This is a genomic window from Rickettsia endosymbiont of Nabis limbatus, from assembly GCF_965196655.1.
Classification (GTDB): Bacteria; Pseudomonadota; Alphaproteobacteria; order Rickettsiales; family Rickettsiaceae; genus Rickettsia.
The window spans coordinates 471,369-489,723 of the sequence record NZ_OZ239771.1 but is presented as its reverse complement, the minus strand read 5'-3'; the positions used below and the strand labels follow the sequence as shown (position 1 = coordinate 489,723).

Sequence of the window (18,355 nt, the reverse complement as noted above, 5' to 3'; positions counted from 1 at the left end):
AATGACTAATATATTATCGCCCGAAAAAAATCAGAATGATCAAGAGTTACCGCTAAGACCGTCATATTTGCAAGAATTTGTCGGGCAGCAACAGATTAAGGAAAACCTTTCCGTATTTATTAGGGCAGCTAAATCTCGTGGGGAGCATCTTGATCATACTTTATTTTATGGTCCGCCTGGGCTTGGTAAAACTACACTTGCCAAGATTATTTCTAATGAGATAGGCGGTAATTTTAAATCAACTTCCGGTCCTGCTATACTTAAAGCAGCAGACTTAGCTGCTATTCTCACCAATCTTGAAAAAAATGATGTGTTATTTATTGACGAAATTCATCGTTTAAATACTTCAGTTGAAGAGGTGTTATATCCTGCTATGGAAGATTTTGAGCTTGATATAATTATCGGGGAAGGTCCGGCTGCAAGATCGGTGAAAATAAACCTGCCACAATTCACGCTAATCGGTGCTACTACCCGTCTTGGTTTGCTTAGTAATCCCTTGCGTGATAGGTTTGGTATTCCTATGCGTTTGAATTTTTATAATACTGAAGAACTGAAAAAGGTTTTAAACAGAGCAAGCAAGTTGCTTGATATTGATCTGACTGATTCAGGTTCAGAAGAAATAGCCAGAAGAAGTAGAGGCACGCCAAGAATTACCTTAAGGTTGCTACGTCGTATAAGAGATTTTGCAGCGGTTAATAATCAGTTAGAAATAGATAAAGAAATAGCTAATTTTGGTTTAAACCGCTTAGAAGTTGATATTATCGGGCTTGATAGCAATGATTATCGTTATCTAAAATTTATAGCAGATAATTATAATGGCGGACCTGTTGGGATTGAGACGATAGCAGCCGCTCTTTCCGAACAGCGTGACGCACTTGAGGAAACCATAGAGCCTTATCTAATACAGATAGGTCTATTACAAAGAACACCACGGGGCAGGGTGATAACAGCTGCTGCTTTTGAGCATTTAAAAATTTCACTACCAACTAGTCCCCTTTACCAATTTAATATTTTTAACGACAATGAACAATAATTTAGATAATGACTACCAAGCTTTTTATATAATTAAAAGGCTGATAAAAAATCATGTTAAACCTTATGCAACTAAGATATATATAGCAATATTTTGTATGGCTGTCGCAGCAATTTGCACTGCTATTATAGTGCATGCGGTCAGACCTATTATTGATAAGATTTTTTTAATACATGACAGAAGAATGCTTGTTATAATGCCGATAGTGCTTATTGTGACTTTTTTCGTTAAAGGAATTTCGGAATATTATCAGAATTATCTAATAAAATTTGTTGGGCAAAGAGTATTAAACGATTTGCAGATTAAAATGTATGAGCATTTATTATTTGCTGATATTTCTTTTATTCAAAAGCAATCTTCAGGACGTCTTATATCCCGCTTTACTAACGATATTTCTTTAATGCGTGGTGCTGTTTCTAATTTACTTGTTGGGTGTGCAAAACATTTTCTAACTGTAGTATGTTTAATAATAACGATGTTTAATTTAGAACCGCTATTATCTTGCGTAGTTTTTCTTGTTTTTCCTCTTGCTGTTTATCCGGTACAAAAGATGGGTAGAAAAATAAGAAGAATATTTGCACGATCACAAGAAGAGCTTGGGCACTATACCTCTAAACTTGATGAAGCCTTTCAGTCAATTAAAATTATTAAATCTTTTGTCGGTGAAAAAATAGAAAGTAATAGAGCAGCATTAATTATTAACAATATCTTAGAATATTATAAAAAAACATCTAAACTAGATGCGTTAGTTTCGCCGATTATGGAGGGGTTAAGTGGTCTTGCAGTTGGTGGTATGGTATGGTATGGAGGTAATTTGGTACTTGACGGAAAGACTACCCCGGGTGCATTATTTGCTTTTTTAGCTTCTTTTGCTGCGGCTTATAGACCATTTAAAAGTTTAGTGTCATTAAATATTAATCTCCAAGAAGGAATTGCTGCCGCTAAAAGGGTATTTAGTATTTTAGATACCGAGCCTTTAATTAAAGATTATGTTGGGGCTAAAGAAATAGATTTATCTGTCGCTAAAGTTTCTTTTGAGAAATTAGCTTTAAGTTTTGAGAGTAAAACCGCCATAAGGAATATAGATTTAAAGCTAGAACCTAATAAAATGATTGCATTTGTCGGACGCTCCGGTAGTGGTAAGACCTCGCTTAGTAATTTATTAGTGCGTTTCTATGATCCAACAGAGGGAAAAATTATAATTAACGATCATGATATTAAGCATATTAAGCTCACTTCGCTTCGCAAGCAAATATCCTTAGTTACTCAAGATACTCACTTATTTGATACTACTATCGCCGAAAATATTGCATATTGTCAGCCTGAAGCTACTAGAGAAGAGGTAATCGAAGCAGCAAAATATGCCGATGCTCATGAGTTTATTATGCATCTACCGAACGGTTATGATACGCAGATAGGCACACAAGGCTTGACTCTTTCTGGAGGTCAGCGCCAACGTTTATCGATTGCTAGAGCTTTTTTAAAAAGTGCACCTATTTTAATTTGGGATGAAGCAACAAGCAGCTTAGATCAATCTTCTGAGCAGAAAATTTTAAAATCGCTAAAGAACTTACGTAAAGGAAAAACCACTTTAATTATTACCCACCGCTTAAGTAGTATTACCGACCTTGATAACATAATCGTAATGAAAAATGGCGAGGTCTGTGAACAAGGAAACCATAAGAAGTTGCTTGACAATAAAGGTGAATATTATGCCTTGTATAATAAAGAGCTGAGGGAAACGCTTGACTAAAAGAATAAGTAGTCTAAAAATATTAATTTTTATTAACCATTTTAGTTTTGTTCTCGTGTAAGCTTTGTTGCATGGATAGGAAAATGTCGTGTTGTGAGCAAGCCACGGGATGATAATCGGAAAAATTAACATGCTTATCACAAAAATATTTAAAGACTATCGCTTATTTGAGATATTAATCTTAGGAATAGTTAGCGGGATGCCGCTGGCTATAATTTTTTCTACTATTTCTGTTTGGCTAAAAGAGTCGGGTATAGATATTGCAGTTATTACTACTTTTGGAATAGCAAAACTATCTTATTCGCTAAAAGTATTTTGGTCTCCGCTGATTGATAGTTTTAAAGTGCCTTTTTTAAGTAGATGGGGACATAGAAAAGGTTGGCTTATATTATGTAGTAGTTTGATGGCTTTGGTATTAATAGTTATGGGAAGAGAAAACCCTGCCACTTCTTTAACTGCTTTATATTTTCTAACTATAGCTTTAGGATTTTTATCAAGTACATTTGATATTGCTGTTGATGCTCTTCGTATCGATAAGTTTGAAGAAGAAAAGCAAAGTATAGCCAGTGCAACAGCGGTATTTGGTTATAGGATTGGTATGCTAATTACTGGCGGCTGGGCTTTATATTTTGCTGAAATAACTGATGATAACTGGCAATTAACTTTCTTTATCATAGGTATAATATTTGCTGTTTCTACGATTTTTATAATAACAGTAAAGGAAAAAGAATTAGCAAGAGAGAAAATAAGTTTTATTTCTATTGCTTCTTGGATTCATACAGTAATTAGCCCTTTTAAAGATTTTTTTAAAAGAGAATTTGCTATAACTATTTTGTTTGCTGTAATATTTTTTAAACTTGGTGATTCGATGCTTTTATCTATTGCATCGCCTTTTTATATAGAACTTGGTTATAGTAAATCAGAAATAGCAGTAATTGTTAAGCTATATGGCTTAATTGCAACCTTAGTTGGTGGCTTTGTTGGTGGTATAGTAATGTATAGGTTTAATAATTTTAAAGGTTTAATTATTACTGGTATCATCCAAAGTTTAACGCATTTTGCGTTTATTTGGCTCAATAGTCAGCCTCCTTCTTTTGAAGCTTTATTAATTACCATTACTATAGAAAATTTTGCTGCTGCTATGGGTACTACTGCTTTAGTTGGATATATAAGCTATTTATGTAATAAAAAATACTCAGCAACGCAATATGCACTTTTTACCTCTGCGAGCAGTTTATGTAACAATACTGTCACTATTTATGCCGGTAAACTTGTAAATATGTTAGGCTGGAATGGCTTTTTCATCTTCACTATCATTTTAGCCTTGCCTGCTTTATTTATATTAATGTATCTTAATAAAAAGGTTAATGTATAGTAAGTTTTGGCGTCATTGTAAGAAAAATTTGTTATCCCGCGACTTGATCGCGGGATCTCAGGACACGGAACATGATACAAGATCCCGTGGACAAGCCCACGGAATGACAATGAGAAGTGCTAGATCCCTGCTTCCGCATGGATGAAATTATAGTGTCATACACTATAGTTTCATCTTGACCAAACTTGAATAATATTTTATCTACATAAGATGTTTAGAAAAATTTTATTGCCTTACATTTTTGTTATCATTTCTTTATTTACCCAAGTAAGTGAAGCAAAAAAGGCTGTAAAAAATTCTCCTAAAGTTCCTATTCCCGTTCAAACTAGTTTAGTAATTGATGCTAAAAGCGGTAAAGTTTTGCACGCTCATAATTCTCAAATCCAAATTTATCCCGCCTCTTTAACTAAGTTAATGACTTTATATATAATGTTTGAGTTAATTGAATTAGGTAAATTATCTTTAGATAAAAAGCTTCTTGTATCGGCAAAAGCAGCAAAAATGCCTCCCTGTAAAATTGGTTTAAAGGCTGGGGATACTATAACAACTAGAGAAGCAATCAATATGCTAATTGTTAAATCAGCAAATGATGCTGCTGTTACGGTTGCTGAAAATATTAGACCTTCTGAAAAAGATTTTTCTCACTTAATGAATATTAAAGCCAAGCAGCTTGGAATGAAAAATACTTATTTTAAAAATGCTTCAGGTTGGCATGATCCGTTACAGCAGACTACAGCACGAGACATGGCTAAGCTTACTTTAGCGATTAAACAGAAATTTCCTAAATATTATCCGTTATTTTCTAAAACTAGTTTTGTATTTCGTGGTAATATAATAAATGGTCATAATAAGATTACTAAAAATTATGCAGGAGCTGAAGGTATGAAAACAGGTTTTCATACTCCGGCAGGATATAATTTAGTTACTACTGCTTCAAGAAATGGTAAATCATTAATTGCAGTTGTAACAGGTGGTAGAAGTGCTGCATCTCGTGATCAGAAAATGATCGGGTTGTTAGATCAGCACTTTAGCGTAGTATCTACCAAACCTAAAGTCACCCTTGCTTCCAACAATAAGGTAAAAGCAAAACCTAAACCAAAAATAGTGATAAAAAAAGGGGTCATACGTAGTTAGTCTTCATAAATCGTCATTGTAAGAAATTTACGTAGTAATTAACGAGGCAATCTCAGGAATTTTTGTATTACATCATGAGGTTGTCACGCAGTTTTCGCCTGTTTTAGTACTATGGAAGCCATTCATGAAAATTTTTTATTTTTCTCATTATTATCCTTGCAAATATTATTGCTTCTAAATTTTAACTAGTCTATATAGAATTCTTCTTAATTATAAACCTTTTAAAGTTAATTTTAAAAAATTAAAAATATGGAAAAACTTATCGGTTCAATTTTATTAATTGCTGGTACTTGTATAGGTAGTGGTATGATAGCCCTGCCTATGGTATTAGCAAAAATAGGTTTAATACCTAGTATAATACTAATGTTTATAATTTGGTTTCTAATGTATTATACTTCTTTAATTAATTTAGAACTTAACCTTCAAGCCGGTAAAGGTTTAGCACTAGGAAGACTTGGAAGATATTTTTCAGGACGTATTGCTGAAATTATCGGTATGGTGAATCTTAAAATTCTTTCATACGCTTTACTGGCAGTTTTTATATATGGAGGTTCGTCAATAATACAAAACTTATTATCCTTAGATATAAGTATAACTTATATAGGAGCATGGTATGCCGTTATATCTATTTTAGTATTATTGCTACCGTTAAAGTTAATAGATTATATAAATCGTTTGTTATTTATTGGGATACTTATAGTAATAGCAATTTTAATTATAGGACTTATTGCTATGATTAAATGGCACAATTTACCATTATTTTCATCAAGATATAAAGAAATATTAGTATGGAGTGAAATAATACCTGTAGTTTTTACTTCTTTTGGTTTCCAAGTAATTTTTCATACTTTAACTAATTACTGTAACAAAAATGCTAAAACATTAAAATTAGCATTCTTATTTGGTACTTTAATTCCAGCAATAGTATATATAATTTGGACATCCAGCGTTCTTACTGTAATACATCATGAAAATCCGGTATTTTATCAACAGATGGTTGTAGGCAATGTTGAAGTAGGAGAGTTAGTTAAAGAATTAAGCAGTATAGCAAAATGGCAGTCCATACAATTGCTAGTGTGGATAATTTCTACTTTGGCTATAGCTACCTCAGTAATTGGTGTAGGTGTAGGTCTATGTGATTCTCTAAAAGTAAGTTTTTCAAACCTACAGTGTAATTCAATAATTCGTGATATAATAGCTTCTACTACTACTATATTACCAGCTTATATTGTAACAATACTAATTCCTAATGCTTTTATTACAGTTTTAGGATTTGCCGGTATGATACTGGTAATAATAGCAATTTTATTGCCTGCTTACTTATTATATAAAGCAAAAATAAAAAATTTTTATTATCCTGAACTAAAAAAGAAATATTTAATTGTTGTATCAGTAATTATCGGAATATTTATTATAGGATATGAACTTACTAATACGATTATCGGTATTTTATAAAAGTATACTTGCTCTTTATTTACTATGTTGATACATAAAATTTTGCGAGTCTCGATTGTGCTCAAGTATTTAATATACGCTCCGCAACCTCGCTCGTAAATTTAATGCCTAAACCTTATTGCTTTTTGCTACATATAATATATAGCTCGGTCAGGCACTAGATGGTCCTAGGTTTTGTGCAGCAGCTATTATCTCGGATGCACTGGATATTTTGTTTCTAGATTAATAAATTTAGAATATTGACTATCGTAGAATAGCTGAACATTTCCAACAGGACCGCTACGATGTTTTGCAATTATAATATCGGTAATATTATGTGCTTTACTCATATTATCTTGCCATTCAGCATATTTTTCGGCATGTTTAGGGTCGCTTGCTGCGGGCTCTTTTCTGCTTAGATAATATTCTTCTCGGTAAATAAACATAACTATATCAGCGTCTTGTTCAATACTTCCTGATTCTCTAAGATCGGATAGCATAGGTCTTTTATCCTCACGAAGCTCTACGGCTCTTGATAGCTGAGATAATGCAATGACAGGAATATTTAATTCTTTGGCTATGGCTTTTAAACCTTGGGTGATTTCTGAAACTTCATTAACCCTATTATCAGATTTACTTATACCTCTAATTAATTGTAAATAATCGACAAATAATATACCTAGATTATGCTTGCGTTTCATTCTTCTAGCACGTGTTCTTATAGCTGAAATAGTTAAAGCAGGAGTATCGTCAATAAAAAATGATAATTCTGATAAAGCTATGGCTTCTTTGCGAAGACGATTATAGTTTGCTTCATTAATCATTCCTGTACGAAGAGTAGCAGAGTCAATTCCTGCACTCATTGAAAGCAAACGTGTTGTAAGCTGCTCGGAGGACATCTCTAAAGAGAAAAATCCCACAGATTGCACTTCTTGATTATCACGCTTATTTTTAATAAGCATATTATTGCAAGCATTTAAGGCTAAATTTAAAGCAAATGCTGTTTTACCCATAGCAGGACGTCCTGCAAGAATTACAAGATCAGAATTATGAAAACCAAATAGTTTATTATCTAAATCGATTAAGCCGGTAGATATACCTATCACGTGATCATTATTTTTCATTGCTCTGTTTATACTAGCAATCGACTCTGAAATAGGTATAGCAATTTTGGTAAAGCTTTTTTCGTTTATCCCTTCGCTAGCTAAATCATAAAGCTTAGATTCGGCTCGTTCAATTTGTTCTTTTGCTTCAAACTCTAACGAAGAATTATAAGCATCATTTACTACTTCTTCACCAATATTTATCAAATAACGTTTTATCGCTAAATCATAGATTATTTTACCATAATCGATAGGATTAATTACCATCATTGACATAGTGACTAGTTTTGCTAAATATTCAGCTCCTTCCATTTCAGCAAAAAGTTCATCATTTGCTAGCATACTACGTAATGTTATAGGGGTAGCTATTAAACCTTTCTCGGTAATTACTTCAATTACATTATAAATTTTTTGGTGAATAGGTTCAAAAAAATGTTCACTGCGTAAAAATTCTGATACATAATCTAACAATTCATTATTAGTTAAAATTGCCCCAATAAGCATCTGTTCTGCTTGAGTATTTGAAGGTAAAACTCTTGCTAATACAGTATTTGCTTCATCGTTAGCTATATTTTTATCGTTATTTGCTTTATTATGTGCCATTGTTATTTTTTTAGTATTTGAATTGTTATAAGAAATTGTTATCCTGTATTAGGAATTCTATGTCATTCCTGCAAAAAGTTGATTTTTTATTATTTACAAACCACTCCATCTTTTAATCAGATTAGTTTCGATATCAAAAAGGTCTAAAACTCTAGAAATAGAGTGGTTTACTATATCATCTATTTGTTTAGGTTTGCTATAAAAAGCTGGCATTGGTGGTGCTATAATTCCGCCATAATTTGTTACTTTCAGCATATTTTCTATATGTCCTGTATGTAAAGGAGTTTCACGAGTCATTAAAACAAGTTTTCTTTTATCCTTTAATACTACTCCTGCTGCTCTGGTAATTAAATTATCTTCCATCGCATGAGCGATGCTAGCTAAAGTTCTCATACTACAAGGGGCTATTATCATGCCAAAAGTTTTAAACGAACCGCTTGCAATAGCAGCTCCTATATCTTTATTACTATAATGATGATTTGCAAGAGCTTTTACTTTTTCTATAGAATATTCAGTTTCAGCTTTTATAGTAAGAGCAGCTCCATCTGAAATAACTAGATGAGTCTCTATATTCTGTTCTTTTAATACTTCAAGTAAACGAATACCATATATTGCCCCTGAAGCTCCAGAAATTGCTATGATAATTTTTTTCATCGATGTTTTTATAATTTATTAGTTTAGTATATAATAAAAAAAATTATATAAAACAAATTATATATGCAAATAGCGAAGATATTATTACCGGCGATAAAATTATTCCCTCTAGATTACTTAATCCCTGAAGATTTATCTTTAAATATTGGTGATCTTGTTATAGTGCCTTTTAGAAATAAGGAATTAACCGGCATAGTGTGGGAATTTGCTAATGTTCCTGAAGTAAAGAAGCTAAAAACTATAAAAGAAAAAATACCGCTAAATTTAACTATAACTTCAGAAGTTTTAGACTTAATTAAATGGATGAGTAATTACTACATGGCTGAGCTTGGTAGTATAGCTAAATTAGTACTACCGGTAGATATAGGTGAAAAGCCAATTAAAGTTAAAGAACAGAAAATAAATAATAATTTTACGTTGCCTGATTTATCAGAAGAGCAGAAACAGGCATTACAAATGTTAAACAATAGTAATAAACCAACCCTTATTAAAGGTGTTACTGGTTCAGGTAAAACAGAAGTTTATTTTCATCTCATAGCAGAATATTTAGCGAAAGGTAAGCAAGCACTTGTAATGCTTCCAGAAATAGCACTAAGCACGCAAATTATTAATCGTTTTAAGGGGCGTTTTGGGTTTGATCCTATAATATGGAATTCTAGTGTTACAAAAGCTCAAAAGAAAATGATTTTAAGAGGTATATTAGATAATAAGGTTAAAATAGTCATTGGAGCTCGCAGCAGCTTATTTTTGCCTTTTAAAAACCTTGGATTAATAGTTATTGATGAAGAGCATGACGATTCTTATAAACAAGATGATGGTGTGTTATATAATGCAAGAGATACTGCTATAGTTAGAAGTACGTTTGATAAAGCACAAATAGTTTTATGCTCGGCAACGCCCTCTATTGAGACAATGTATAACGCAAATATAGGAAAATATAGTTTAATTAATTTAAGTAGTAGATATAAAAACGCTGTTTTACCGAATATTGAAATGATTGACATGACAAAAGAGGAGCTACCTAAAAATTGTTACTTGTCTAATATTTTAATAAAAGCCATCAAAAAGAATCTAGAAAACAAAGAGCAAACGCTTTTATTCCTTAATAGAAGAGGCTATGCCCCTCTAATGCTATGTAAATCTTGCGGTCATAGATTTACTTGTAAATATTGTTCTAGTTGGATGGTAGTGCATAAAGCTTCTAAAAAGCTTGAATGTCATCATTGTGGTTATCAAAGTAAGATTTTTGATTCTTGTCCTGAATGCTTAGAAGATGAATCGCTAGCTATTTGTGGTCCTGGAATAGAACGGATAGAAGAAGAGGCAAAAACGCTTTTTCCAAATAGTAAAATTGCTGTGATAAGTAAGGATCATGTTAAAAATCCAGAAAAGATAGCTCAGCTTCTACATCAAATGGAAAATCTAGAAATTGATATATTAATAGGAACACAAATGATAACAAAAGGTTATCATTTTCCAAATCTTACTTTAGTTGGGGTAGTCGATGCCGATCTTGGAAGTAATCATGCTGATCTTAGATCAAGTGAGAGGGCTTTTCAGTTGCTTCATCAAGTAGGTGGTAGAGCAGGGCGTGGAAACTCTAAAGGTATGGTATATTTACAAAGCTATTATCCTGATAATATTATTTTTAGCTATATTAAAGATGAGCGGGAAGATAACTTCTTTGTCAATGAGTTAGAAGTACGAAAAGCTGCCTATATGCCGCCATTCTCGAAAATGGCATCAGTAATTTTATCCGGCACAAATGAGCATAAAATTTTAGAAGTTGCTAAGAATATGGTACGAATTGCTCCAGAAGCACAGGTGAAAATTTTGGGACCAGCAAGCTCGTTAATGTCAAAACTTGCTGGTAAATATCGTTTTCGAATACTTATTATTGCTGATAAAAAATTTAATTTGCAAAAATATTTAAAATTTTGGTTAGAACTGATTAAAATTCCATCCTTTTGTCATATAAAAATAGATATCGACCCAAAAAGTTTTTACTAACCTCTTTGTTTAGTTTTGCTTTTAGACTTAGTTTTTTTAGGTTGGAGCTTACTTTCTAGAAGTTTTTTTGTTGTAGATTTAGCTGTTAAAGGTTTGGTAGCACCTCGTTCTTCTTCTTTAACGCGAGTTTCGAATTAATATAGCATAGGATTTAGCATATCAAGAGAGATGTAATAGAAGGTTTATTATCAGACATTTGATAATTTATCAGTGCTGCAACCATATGCACAAAGGCATTTGTAACTGATCTATGCCTTGAATGCTCAAACTTCCCCAATAGTTTAATTTTACTAAACACAGATTCTATTAATGCTCTTTTAAGCAATAATATTTTATCCAACATAGACATAAGTTTATTTTTCATATTTTTCTTTACCCTAGTTACCATAAAAATTCCTTGCTCTAAAAGTTGTTGAAATAATTGTTGTGAAATATAACCACGATCTCCGAATACTTTACCAAAAAGATTTTTGATCATCAGTTCCAGCTGTTTTCTATCATCCTTATTGCCAGGGCTAAAAGATGCTTTAACTATACCACCGGCTCTATTAATTATTAGATGTAGTTTAAGTCCATAGAACCAACCTTTTGTTGTCTTACTGCGTGCTGCTATGCCGGCGAACACTTTATTCATTGAAATACGGTATCTCTTACATACCTCTATACTACTTGAATCTACAAAAGAAAGGCCATCACACTGATCCAAAATAGAATTAAATATCAGTACTAATAGTGGTAAATGTGGACCTATTATTTTTATAAATTGACTATAGCTTACTAATTGAAAATCTCTTTGATGATAAATCCATATTTGCTTCAGATAATAATTCTTAAAACAATCATAAGATGACTGCCAGTAGCCTATTATAATTGTTATTACCTCACTTCTGTTAAGTTGACTTTTAGGACCAGATTTGTTGTTATGGTTAGTAATTGAATTTGTATGCTTGTCTAATTCTTGAAAAAAATCATCGACGTAACAAAATATTTCTGTAAAATCCATTATCATAGGTTATTGCTCTTAAAGTTTTTTCAATAACCTATAAACTTTTTTCTTATACTATAAATACCATATTTTAATTAGCAATTTGTATTTTGTACTCACTTTATAACAAAAACAGTATTATCAATATCCCCGTAACCCACTGTTTATCAGCTATACAGCGACTTTTTGAATACGAAACTCGCGTGTTTATAGTAAAAAGATTCCTTTTCAAACTGTACTTTTTGACACATGGTATGCTACACACAAAATTATGCAACATGTTGACTCCTTGGGCAAATATTATTATGCCCCTATTAAAGCCAATAGAAATGTTAGTAAAACGTGTGATTACGAGCCTTATAAAGCTGTTAGCAAGTTGACGTTTTCAGATGAAGAAATTAAGAATGGAATGGAGATTCATATAAAAGGATTTGCCAAAAATAAGCATGTTAATTTGTTTAAATTTACTGTTTCTACCAACAGAGTTGATTATGTTGTTACCAATAACAAAACTCAAAAATCTTCTAAAGCTGCACAAGATGAGTTTGGCTTGCGATGGGTAATTGAGAGCATGCATAGAAAAATTAAGCAACTGACTGGTATAGAACGTTGCCAATGCAGAAAACAGCGTATCCAACGTAATCACATTAGTTGTGCATTTCTAGTTTGGACTTTTCTCAAAAGAACTGCAAATAAAATAGGTAAAACGGTCTACCAAATAAAGTTAGGGCTTTTAGATGACTATATGCAACAACAGCTTCGTTCTCCATCTTTACGATATTTAGAACCAAACATAGCGTAAGTTTTGCTATATTTATTATTTAAGCTAGACCAATATTTAAAAAAGATTTCAAAAGCTGGATTCCATAACTCTGAGTATTTATCATAAGAAGGCATTATTATTGATAAATCTTTAAAGTTATATAAGTTTTCTTCTTTTTTATTTATATTATTTGCATTTGCAGGTAATATAATATTTACTACCACTAAGAAAATTATAATTTTTTTATCATGCTATAGTATGTTTATAGGTTAATGAAATTAAATAATATTAGATATTAATCAATATGTAAAGTTGATAAAATAGGAATGTTGAATAATCAAGAGAATTTATATGTACCCACTTATTAGACCTAGAAGAAACAGAAAAGCTGCTTGGCTTCGTGATTTAGTTGCTGAAACTACCCTTAGAGTAGAGGATTTGGTATTACCGCTATTTGTTGTGGAAGGACATAATCAAAGGCAAGAAATTAAAACTTTACCAGATATATATCGCTTGTCTATAGATCAGGCAATAGAAACGGCAAGAAAAGCAGTTGATCTCGGTATTAAAGCTATTGCTTTATTTCCATGTATTGATCAAAGTTTAAAAAGCGAGAATGGTGATGAAGCTTATAATTTAGATAATTTAATGTGTCGTACTATAAGAAATATTAAAAATGCCGATATTGATATAGGTATAATATGTGATATAGCACTTGATCCTTATACTACGCACGGACATGACGGTGTAATACATAACGGTGAAGTGGATAATGATAGATCAGTAAAAGCCTTATGCAACCAAGCTTTAACTCTTGCAAAAGCTGGTGTTGATATTGTCGCTCCTTCTGACATGATGGACGGCAGGATTATGGCTATAAGAGAATACCTTGATAAAGAGCATTTTACTAATGTAGGAATACTTGCTTATGCCGCTAAATATGCCTCTAGTTTTTACGGTCCGTTTCGTGATGCAGTTAAAAGTAATAAAAAAACTTATTTAGATAAGTCAAGCTATCAAATGGATGTGCGTAATATCAAAGAGGCAATGCTTGAGATCGAACATGATATAGCAGAGGGAGCAGATATGGTTATGGTTAAACCTGGGATGCCGTTTTTGGATGTTATTCGTGAAGCGGCTAATAACTTTAACACTAAAATTTTTGCATATCAAGTTAGTGGAGAATATGCCATGCTAAAACTTGCAGCAAATGCCGGAGTTTTAGAGTGGGAAAAAAGTTTATTTGAATCACTAATTAGTTTTAAGAGAGCAGGGGCAAGCGGTATATTTACTTATGCAGCTCTTGAAGCGGCTGAACTATACCTTTGATACTTCAAGATTTGGCTAGCCAAATTGTGGGATTCGTCTTTGCTCACGTAGTTTATCTACGTTCCGCAGACTCACCGCTTATTTGACTTACCAACTTTTGAAGTATCTGTGGTATATTTAAAAAATAAATTATTTTTAGAGAGGTAAAAATGGCTACAAACAATAAACCATTACTAAAAAATAGAGTTGAAACTTTAGAGCCTGAATTAAGTTTAGATAAAAAATCAGCTTTTAAAGATTGGAAATTTTTAAAGCCTAAAAGTGGTGGGGCTAATGAAGCAGGAGAGTACGGTGGAGTATATCAAAGTGCGGATGGTAACATTACTGCAATGATAAAACAAGAAGCTTCATCATCAAAAAATATAGCTGAATTTTTAGGGTCTAAATTTTTTGCAGCAATAAGCCCTGGTAATGGTGCTGAAGTTAGTTTAATTGCTCCAGATGGTTTTAGCAAATCTAAAAATAGTGATTCGCAAATATATGTTAGATCTGAATTCTTTAAGAATTACAGTAGTGATATGTATGTGGATATGGATAAACATATGTCTGCTGAAACTAAACCAAGTTCTTGGTTTAGAAAAGATGGGGGCAGACCACTATTTATGGGAGCTCGAAATAAACTATTTAGAACTTTAGAAAATGCTTTTAAAGAAGTTAAATATCAAAATTTTGAAAATATCATGCCGACAAGTTTGTTAATTGGTGATTTTGATATACATGTCGGAAATATAGGAGTTATTAGAGATGAGAAAAATCCAAAAATTTTACCTAAATTAGTAAGAATTGATTTTGCTGGTAGTTTTGATAAATTAACAAATCAAATTTATTCTCATTCAAGAATGAGGCATTTGCCTGGCTTTGGTCCTACTAATCACTTTAGAGAATTTCCATCTAAATTAAGAAGAAGTCCTGAACTTGGTGATAGTTTAATTGCGGCTTCCAAAATCAATTTAGCCAAAACTATTAATGAAAGTTTTGATGAGCTAACTAAATATTATAGCGATGAAGCAATAGCAGATTTTGCTAAGCAGGCTATGCCAGGACTATTTAAAAAATCTGAAAAAATAACCCCGCAGCAGGTTAAAGATAGCTTATTAGATGTGATGCTAAAAAGACAAAAATCTTTAAAAGAGTATGGTCTTGAAATAAAATTAACCAATGTAATTTCTAAAAAATATACTTATCCTTATTTTGAAATAAAAGAGCAAGAATTAAAATCATTAATGAAAGAACAACCTAATTACTTTGAAAAAATTCTTAAAGGTGAAGAAGGAAAAATAGGAGGAAAAAAATTTAAATTACGAGACAAAGTTAGTTCTACTTTAAGCAAAATTCTAGAAACTCTAGGGATTAGACCTAGTGCAAAAAAACACTTAATAAAAACAATAAAAAGCTTAAATGAAGAAGTTAATAGTGAAAAAGATTTAATAGATTTTTCAAAAGAAGTTGAGACAAAAAAAGTTAAAGCACCAGCTAAAGAAAAAGCTAAACCTAAAGAAAAACCAAATTTATTAGATTTAAATGAAGAAGATTTAAAAGCAATTAAGCATTTAAAAAAAGAAGTTTTAAAGCCAACAAAGTTAAAAGCGGTAGAGAAAGCTAAGCAAGCTCCAAAATCGAAAACTGCTCATCCGAAAGATGCTTCTAAAGCTAAAAAAATTATGCAAAAGTAAAAATGAGCAAAACCATAGTTAGGTTAAATTAAAATATGTCTAGCCGTATTTTTATAACTTTTTTTATTTTATTGAAAGAAAAGGCTAGACGTTAACAAAAAGATTTGTTATAAGGAATTATCTGAATTTTTCAGATGCTTCTAATGTTCCTCGGTAGCTCAGTGGTAGAGCAAACGGCTGTTAACCGTTCGGTCGCTGGTTCGAGTCCGGCCCGGGGAGCCATTCCGTACAATCGGCTATTTTTTGTAGCTTATCAAACGAAAAGGTCAAGTTATAATAAAGATTATATCCCCTCAAGTTTAGGTATTTAAATACAAAATTTAAAAACTTTCTTTTTTCTTCAATAGTCAAATCTTACATTATTAACATATTAATAATTTTGATTGACGAAAAAATGAAATATGTATATGATACGCATCAAACTAAAAATAAATCAATTATTGGGGAAATTAATATGTTTAATAAGTTAAATCGCTGTACTCTTGCTTTAATGTTACTAACTAGTAGCATGTCATTTTCTGGACCTTTATCTACCAATGTAGTTGATCCTAATCAATCATATACTGGTGATGATATTCGTAATGTGGTAGAGAATCATATGGGCAATAATCCAAATATATATTTCGTACAACCAATTCCATTAAACACTGATAAGGATGGTATAAATACTATGGCTCAGCTTTTTATTAATGATGTTGAAGAGATAGTAAATCTAGGTACTCCAATTCAGAATGTAAAATTGCTAATACCTAATTTTTATGGAAATAAGGGTGAGGATGGACATTGGACTGCGGCAGTAATACGTAGAGATAAATCAGGAAATGCTAAGTTATATCACAACGATCCTACAGGTAATCCATATAATCCTACACCTTTACTAAGTAAAATAATAGAACTAATAAGGGGTGAATTGGGTGATATACCAATACATGACTTACAAATACGTCAACAAAGTGATGGTACTTCTTGTGGAGCATTTACTGCTGAAGATCTTGTAGTTTTAGCAGAGATGAATGGTGATGAGTTGACATTAGAATCAGCAAGAGCATTACTTTCTAATATAAAAGATGCTCAAGCACTTCGTAACAAACACGCAGGTATCGTTACTCAAGAGAATAGAGAGCATGCTACTCAAGAAAATAGAGAGTATTTTGAAGATGAAAATGAAGAATACGTTTTTAATTCGGATAAAGATAAAAAATTTGCCGAGCAATTAAGAAAAGCATTACCAGGTAGTGAAGCAGAAAAATTTGGTGATAGTCTTGATGAATTTGAGGAGCAACAATTAAAAGAAGCTTTTTCTAAGTTAATCGATCGCCCAAAAGAGCGAAATAGCGAAATTATACGTGCAGCATTAAGACATGCATTAACAGATACTCATAATTCTGCAATGAGTGCGATACATAGCAGGTTAAGTAATGGACCTTTAATAGTAGCAGCAGGTGATGATGATGTTGCTGGTGATACATGGCAACATGGTGTATGGGCTAGGGCATCAATTAGCCACAGCAAAGATAAGGCAAATAATAAGGAAGCAGAATATTTTAGTGGATATAAAACAAAAGGACATAGTAATACTATAGGTGTTGATACCTTAGTAAGCGATAATCTACTTCTTGGTTTAGCGTATACTAACGCTTACACAAGCATAAAGCCGCAAAATCAAAATTCAGGTAATTTAGACAAAGTTAGAACTAATATGTTCTCATTATATGGTTCATATAATATACCAAATTATAATTGGTTTGTAGATGGTACTATATCTTATGCAGAAAGTGTTATAAGAGGTAAAAATGTACGTAATGGTAATGAAGTAGCATCAAGCAAATATAAATCACATTTATATAGCGGTAGCGTGTCTTTAGGATATAATTATCATACAAGTAATGACATCTATATTACGCCAAGTTTAGGTATGACAGGTTCTTTAATTAAAGATTCTGGATATAAAGAAACTGGGACTAATTTTCAAAATTTAAATGTTGCGAAGAAACATTACAATAAGTTAAGCAGCACATTAGGAGTTAGAGCATTTAAGAATATAAATCAAGGTAAGTTAACTATAACACCTGAATTATATAGCTTTGTTAATTATTCTCTGAAAAATAAAACTCCTAGTGTTAATGCTCAGTTGCAAGGTATAGATGAGACTTTACCAACAATTAACTTTAAAAGTAATAAAGTAGATTATAATTTAGGTGTTGGTATTTCATTAAAACACAATATGATGGAATATGGCGTTAATTATACTGCTACTTTTGCTAAGAAGTATGAAGCACATTCAGGTAGTTTAAAAGTACGAGTAAATTTCTAATCCAATCCTATCTATTGCCAAGCGGTCTTTGACTGCTACGGCTTAATTCTCAATTTTTCCTTTATCACCCCGTAATGGCATTGCCCACGTGAATCAGTTTCGTCTCTGTCATCCCGTGATTTATTCACGGGATCCAGTTAAAAATACTAATAATATTAGTATTTTTTATTATTTTCTGGATCTAGTTAACGC

The 18,355-nt window shown here is 32.0% G+C and carries 11 protein-coding genes, 1 tRNA gene and 2 pseudogenes; 11 read left to right on the top strand and 3 right to left on the bottom strand.

Annotated elements, in window-relative coordinates:
• Position 1: 1 nt before the first annotated feature.
• The 5 genes and pseudogenes from ruvB to ACOAL3_RS02795 all read left to right on the top strand — a co-directional run.
• Positions 2-1,033: a Holliday junction branch migration DNA helicase RuvB gene (gene ruvB / locus ACOAL3_RS02815; protein ID WP_395477592.1), complete on the top strand. Its 1,032-nt coding sequence runs from the start codon at positions 2-4 to the stop codon at positions 1,031-1,033.
• Entirely contained in the window at positions 1,023-2,786 is a 1,764-nt protein-coding gene (locus ACOAL3_RS02810) for an ABC transporter ATP-binding protein (RefSeq protein WP_419235326.1), read from the top strand. Before ruvB ends, ACOAL3_RS02810 begins: the two co-directional genes overlap by 11 nt.
• Before the next feature lie 130 nt (positions 2,787-2,916).
• Positions 2,917-4,161: an AmpG family muropeptide MFS transporter gene (locus tag ACOAL3_RS02805; protein ID WP_419235325.1), complete on the top strand. Its 1,245-nt coding sequence runs from the start codon at positions 2,917-2,919 to the stop codon at positions 4,159-4,161.
• Positions 4,162-4,371: 210 nt separating this feature from the next.
• Positions 4,372-5,295, top strand: coding sequence for a D-alanyl-D-alanine carboxypeptidase family protein (locus ACOAL3_RS02800; RefSeq protein WP_419235324.1), 924 nt, complete (start codon positions 4,372-4,374; stop codon positions 5,293-5,295).
• 249 nt (positions 5,296-5,544) lie between these two features.
• Positions 5,545-6,651, top strand: a pseudogene (locus ACOAL3_RS02795) (amino acid permease); the annotation flags it as partial.
• Positions 6,652-6,938: 287 nt separating this feature from the next.
• Here ACOAL3_RS02795 and ACOAL3_RS02790 read toward each other — a convergent pair.
• The gene (locus ACOAL3_RS02790; protein ID WP_419235323.1) at positions 6,939-8,435 is read right to left on the bottom strand and encodes a replicative DNA helicase; all 1,497 of its coding nucleotides are present in this window, start codon (positions 8,433-8,435) and stop codon (positions 6,939-6,941) included.
• Between the two features lie 93 nt (positions 8,436-8,528).
• Entirely contained in the window at positions 8,529-9,089 is a 561-nt protein-coding gene (locus tag ACOAL3_RS02785; RefSeq protein ID WP_419235322.1) for a UbiX family flavin prenyltransferase, read from the bottom strand.
• Between the two features lie 63 nt (positions 9,090-9,152).
• Here ACOAL3_RS02785 and ACOAL3_RS02780 point away from each other — a divergent pair, with 63 nt between their 5' ends.
• Positions 9,153-11,099 carry a primosomal protein N' gene (locus ACOAL3_RS02780; RefSeq protein ID WP_419235321.1) on the top strand — a complete coding sequence of 649 codons (1,947 nt, stop codon included), beginning with the start codon at positions 9,153-9,155 and terminating at the stop codon, positions 11,097-11,099.
• Between the two features lie 151 nt (positions 11,100-11,250).
• On the opposite strand, the gene ACOAL3_RS02775 is transcribed toward ACOAL3_RS02780, so the two are convergent.
• A complete protein-coding gene (locus tag ACOAL3_RS02775; protein WP_419235320.1) occupies positions 11,251-12,108 on the bottom strand; it encodes an IS982 family transposase in 858 nt (285 codons plus the stop codon).
• 172 nt (positions 12,109-12,280) lie between these two features.
• On the opposite strand from ACOAL3_RS02775, the pseudogene ACOAL3_RS02770 reads away from it, so the two are divergent.
• The 5 genes and pseudogenes from ACOAL3_RS02770 to ACOAL3_RS02750 form a co-directional block, all read left to right on the top strand.
• Positions 12,281-12,886: pseudogene (locus tag ACOAL3_RS02770) on the top strand (transposase); the annotation flags it as partial.
• A 312-nt stretch (positions 12,887-13,198) separates the two neighbouring features.
• A complete protein-coding gene (gene hemB, locus ACOAL3_RS02765) occupies positions 13,199-14,176 on the top strand; it encodes a porphobilinogen synthase (RefSeq protein ID WP_395477584.1) in 978 nt (325 codons plus the stop codon).
• 149 nt (positions 14,177-14,325) lie between these two features.
• A complete protein-coding gene (locus tag ACOAL3_RS02760; RefSeq protein ID WP_419235318.1) occupies positions 14,326-15,849 on the top strand; it encodes a hypothetical protein in 1,524 nt (507 codons plus the stop codon).
• Positions 15,850-15,996: 147 nt separating this feature from the next.
• A tRNA-Asn gene (locus ACOAL3_RS02755) sits at positions 15,997-16,071 on the top strand.
• A gap of 157 nt (positions 16,072-16,228) precedes the next feature.
• Positions 16,229-18,163 (top strand): autotransporter outer membrane beta-barrel domain-containing protein, encoded by a 1,935-nt coding sequence (locus ACOAL3_RS02750; protein WP_419235317.1) that lies wholly within the window; start codon positions 16,229-16,231, stop codon positions 18,161-18,163.
• The last annotated feature ends 192 nt before the right edge of the window (positions 18,164-18,355 follow it).

What these genes read in the sequence shown, in the direction of transcription:
- ACOAL3_RS02760 (WP_419235318.1), top strand. Translation starts at nt 14,326, where the DNA reads ATGGCTACAAACAATAAACCATTACTAAAAAATAGAGTTGAAACTTTA.
- ACOAL3_RS02810 (WP_419235326.1), top strand. Translation starts at nt 1,023, where the DNA reads ATGAACAATAATTTAGATAATGACTACCAAGCTTTTTATATAATTAAA.
- ruvB (WP_395477592.1), top strand. Translation starts at nt 2, where the DNA reads ATGACTAATATATTATCGCCCGAAAAAAATCAGAATGATCAAGAGTTA.
- hemB (WP_395477584.1), top strand. Translation starts at nt 13,199, where the DNA reads ATGTACCCACTTATTAGACCTAGAAGAAACAGAAAAGCTGCTTGGCTT.
- ACOAL3_RS02800 (WP_419235324.1), top strand. Translation starts at nt 4,372, where the DNA reads ATGTTTAGAAAAATTTTATTGCCTTACATTTTTGTTATCATTTCTTTA.
- ACOAL3_RS02785 (WP_419235322.1), bottom strand. Translation starts at nt 9,089, where the DNA reads ATGAAAAAAATTATCATAGCAATTTCTGGAGCTTCAGGGGCAATATAT.
- ACOAL3_RS02790 (WP_419235323.1), bottom strand. Translation starts at nt 8,435, where the DNA reads ATGGCACATAATAAAGCAAATAACGATAAAAATATAGCTAACGATGAA.
- ACOAL3_RS02780 (WP_419235321.1), top strand. Translation starts at nt 9,153, where the DNA reads ATGCAAATAGCGAAGATATTATTACCGGCGATAAAATTATTCCCTCTA.
- ACOAL3_RS02805 (WP_419235325.1), top strand. Translation starts at nt 2,917, where the DNA reads ATGCTTATCACAAAAATATTTAAAGACTATCGCTTATTTGAGATATTA.
- ACOAL3_RS02775 (WP_419235320.1), bottom strand. Translation starts at nt 12,108, where the DNA reads ATGATAATGGATTTTACAGAAATATTTTGTTACGTCGATGATTTTTTT.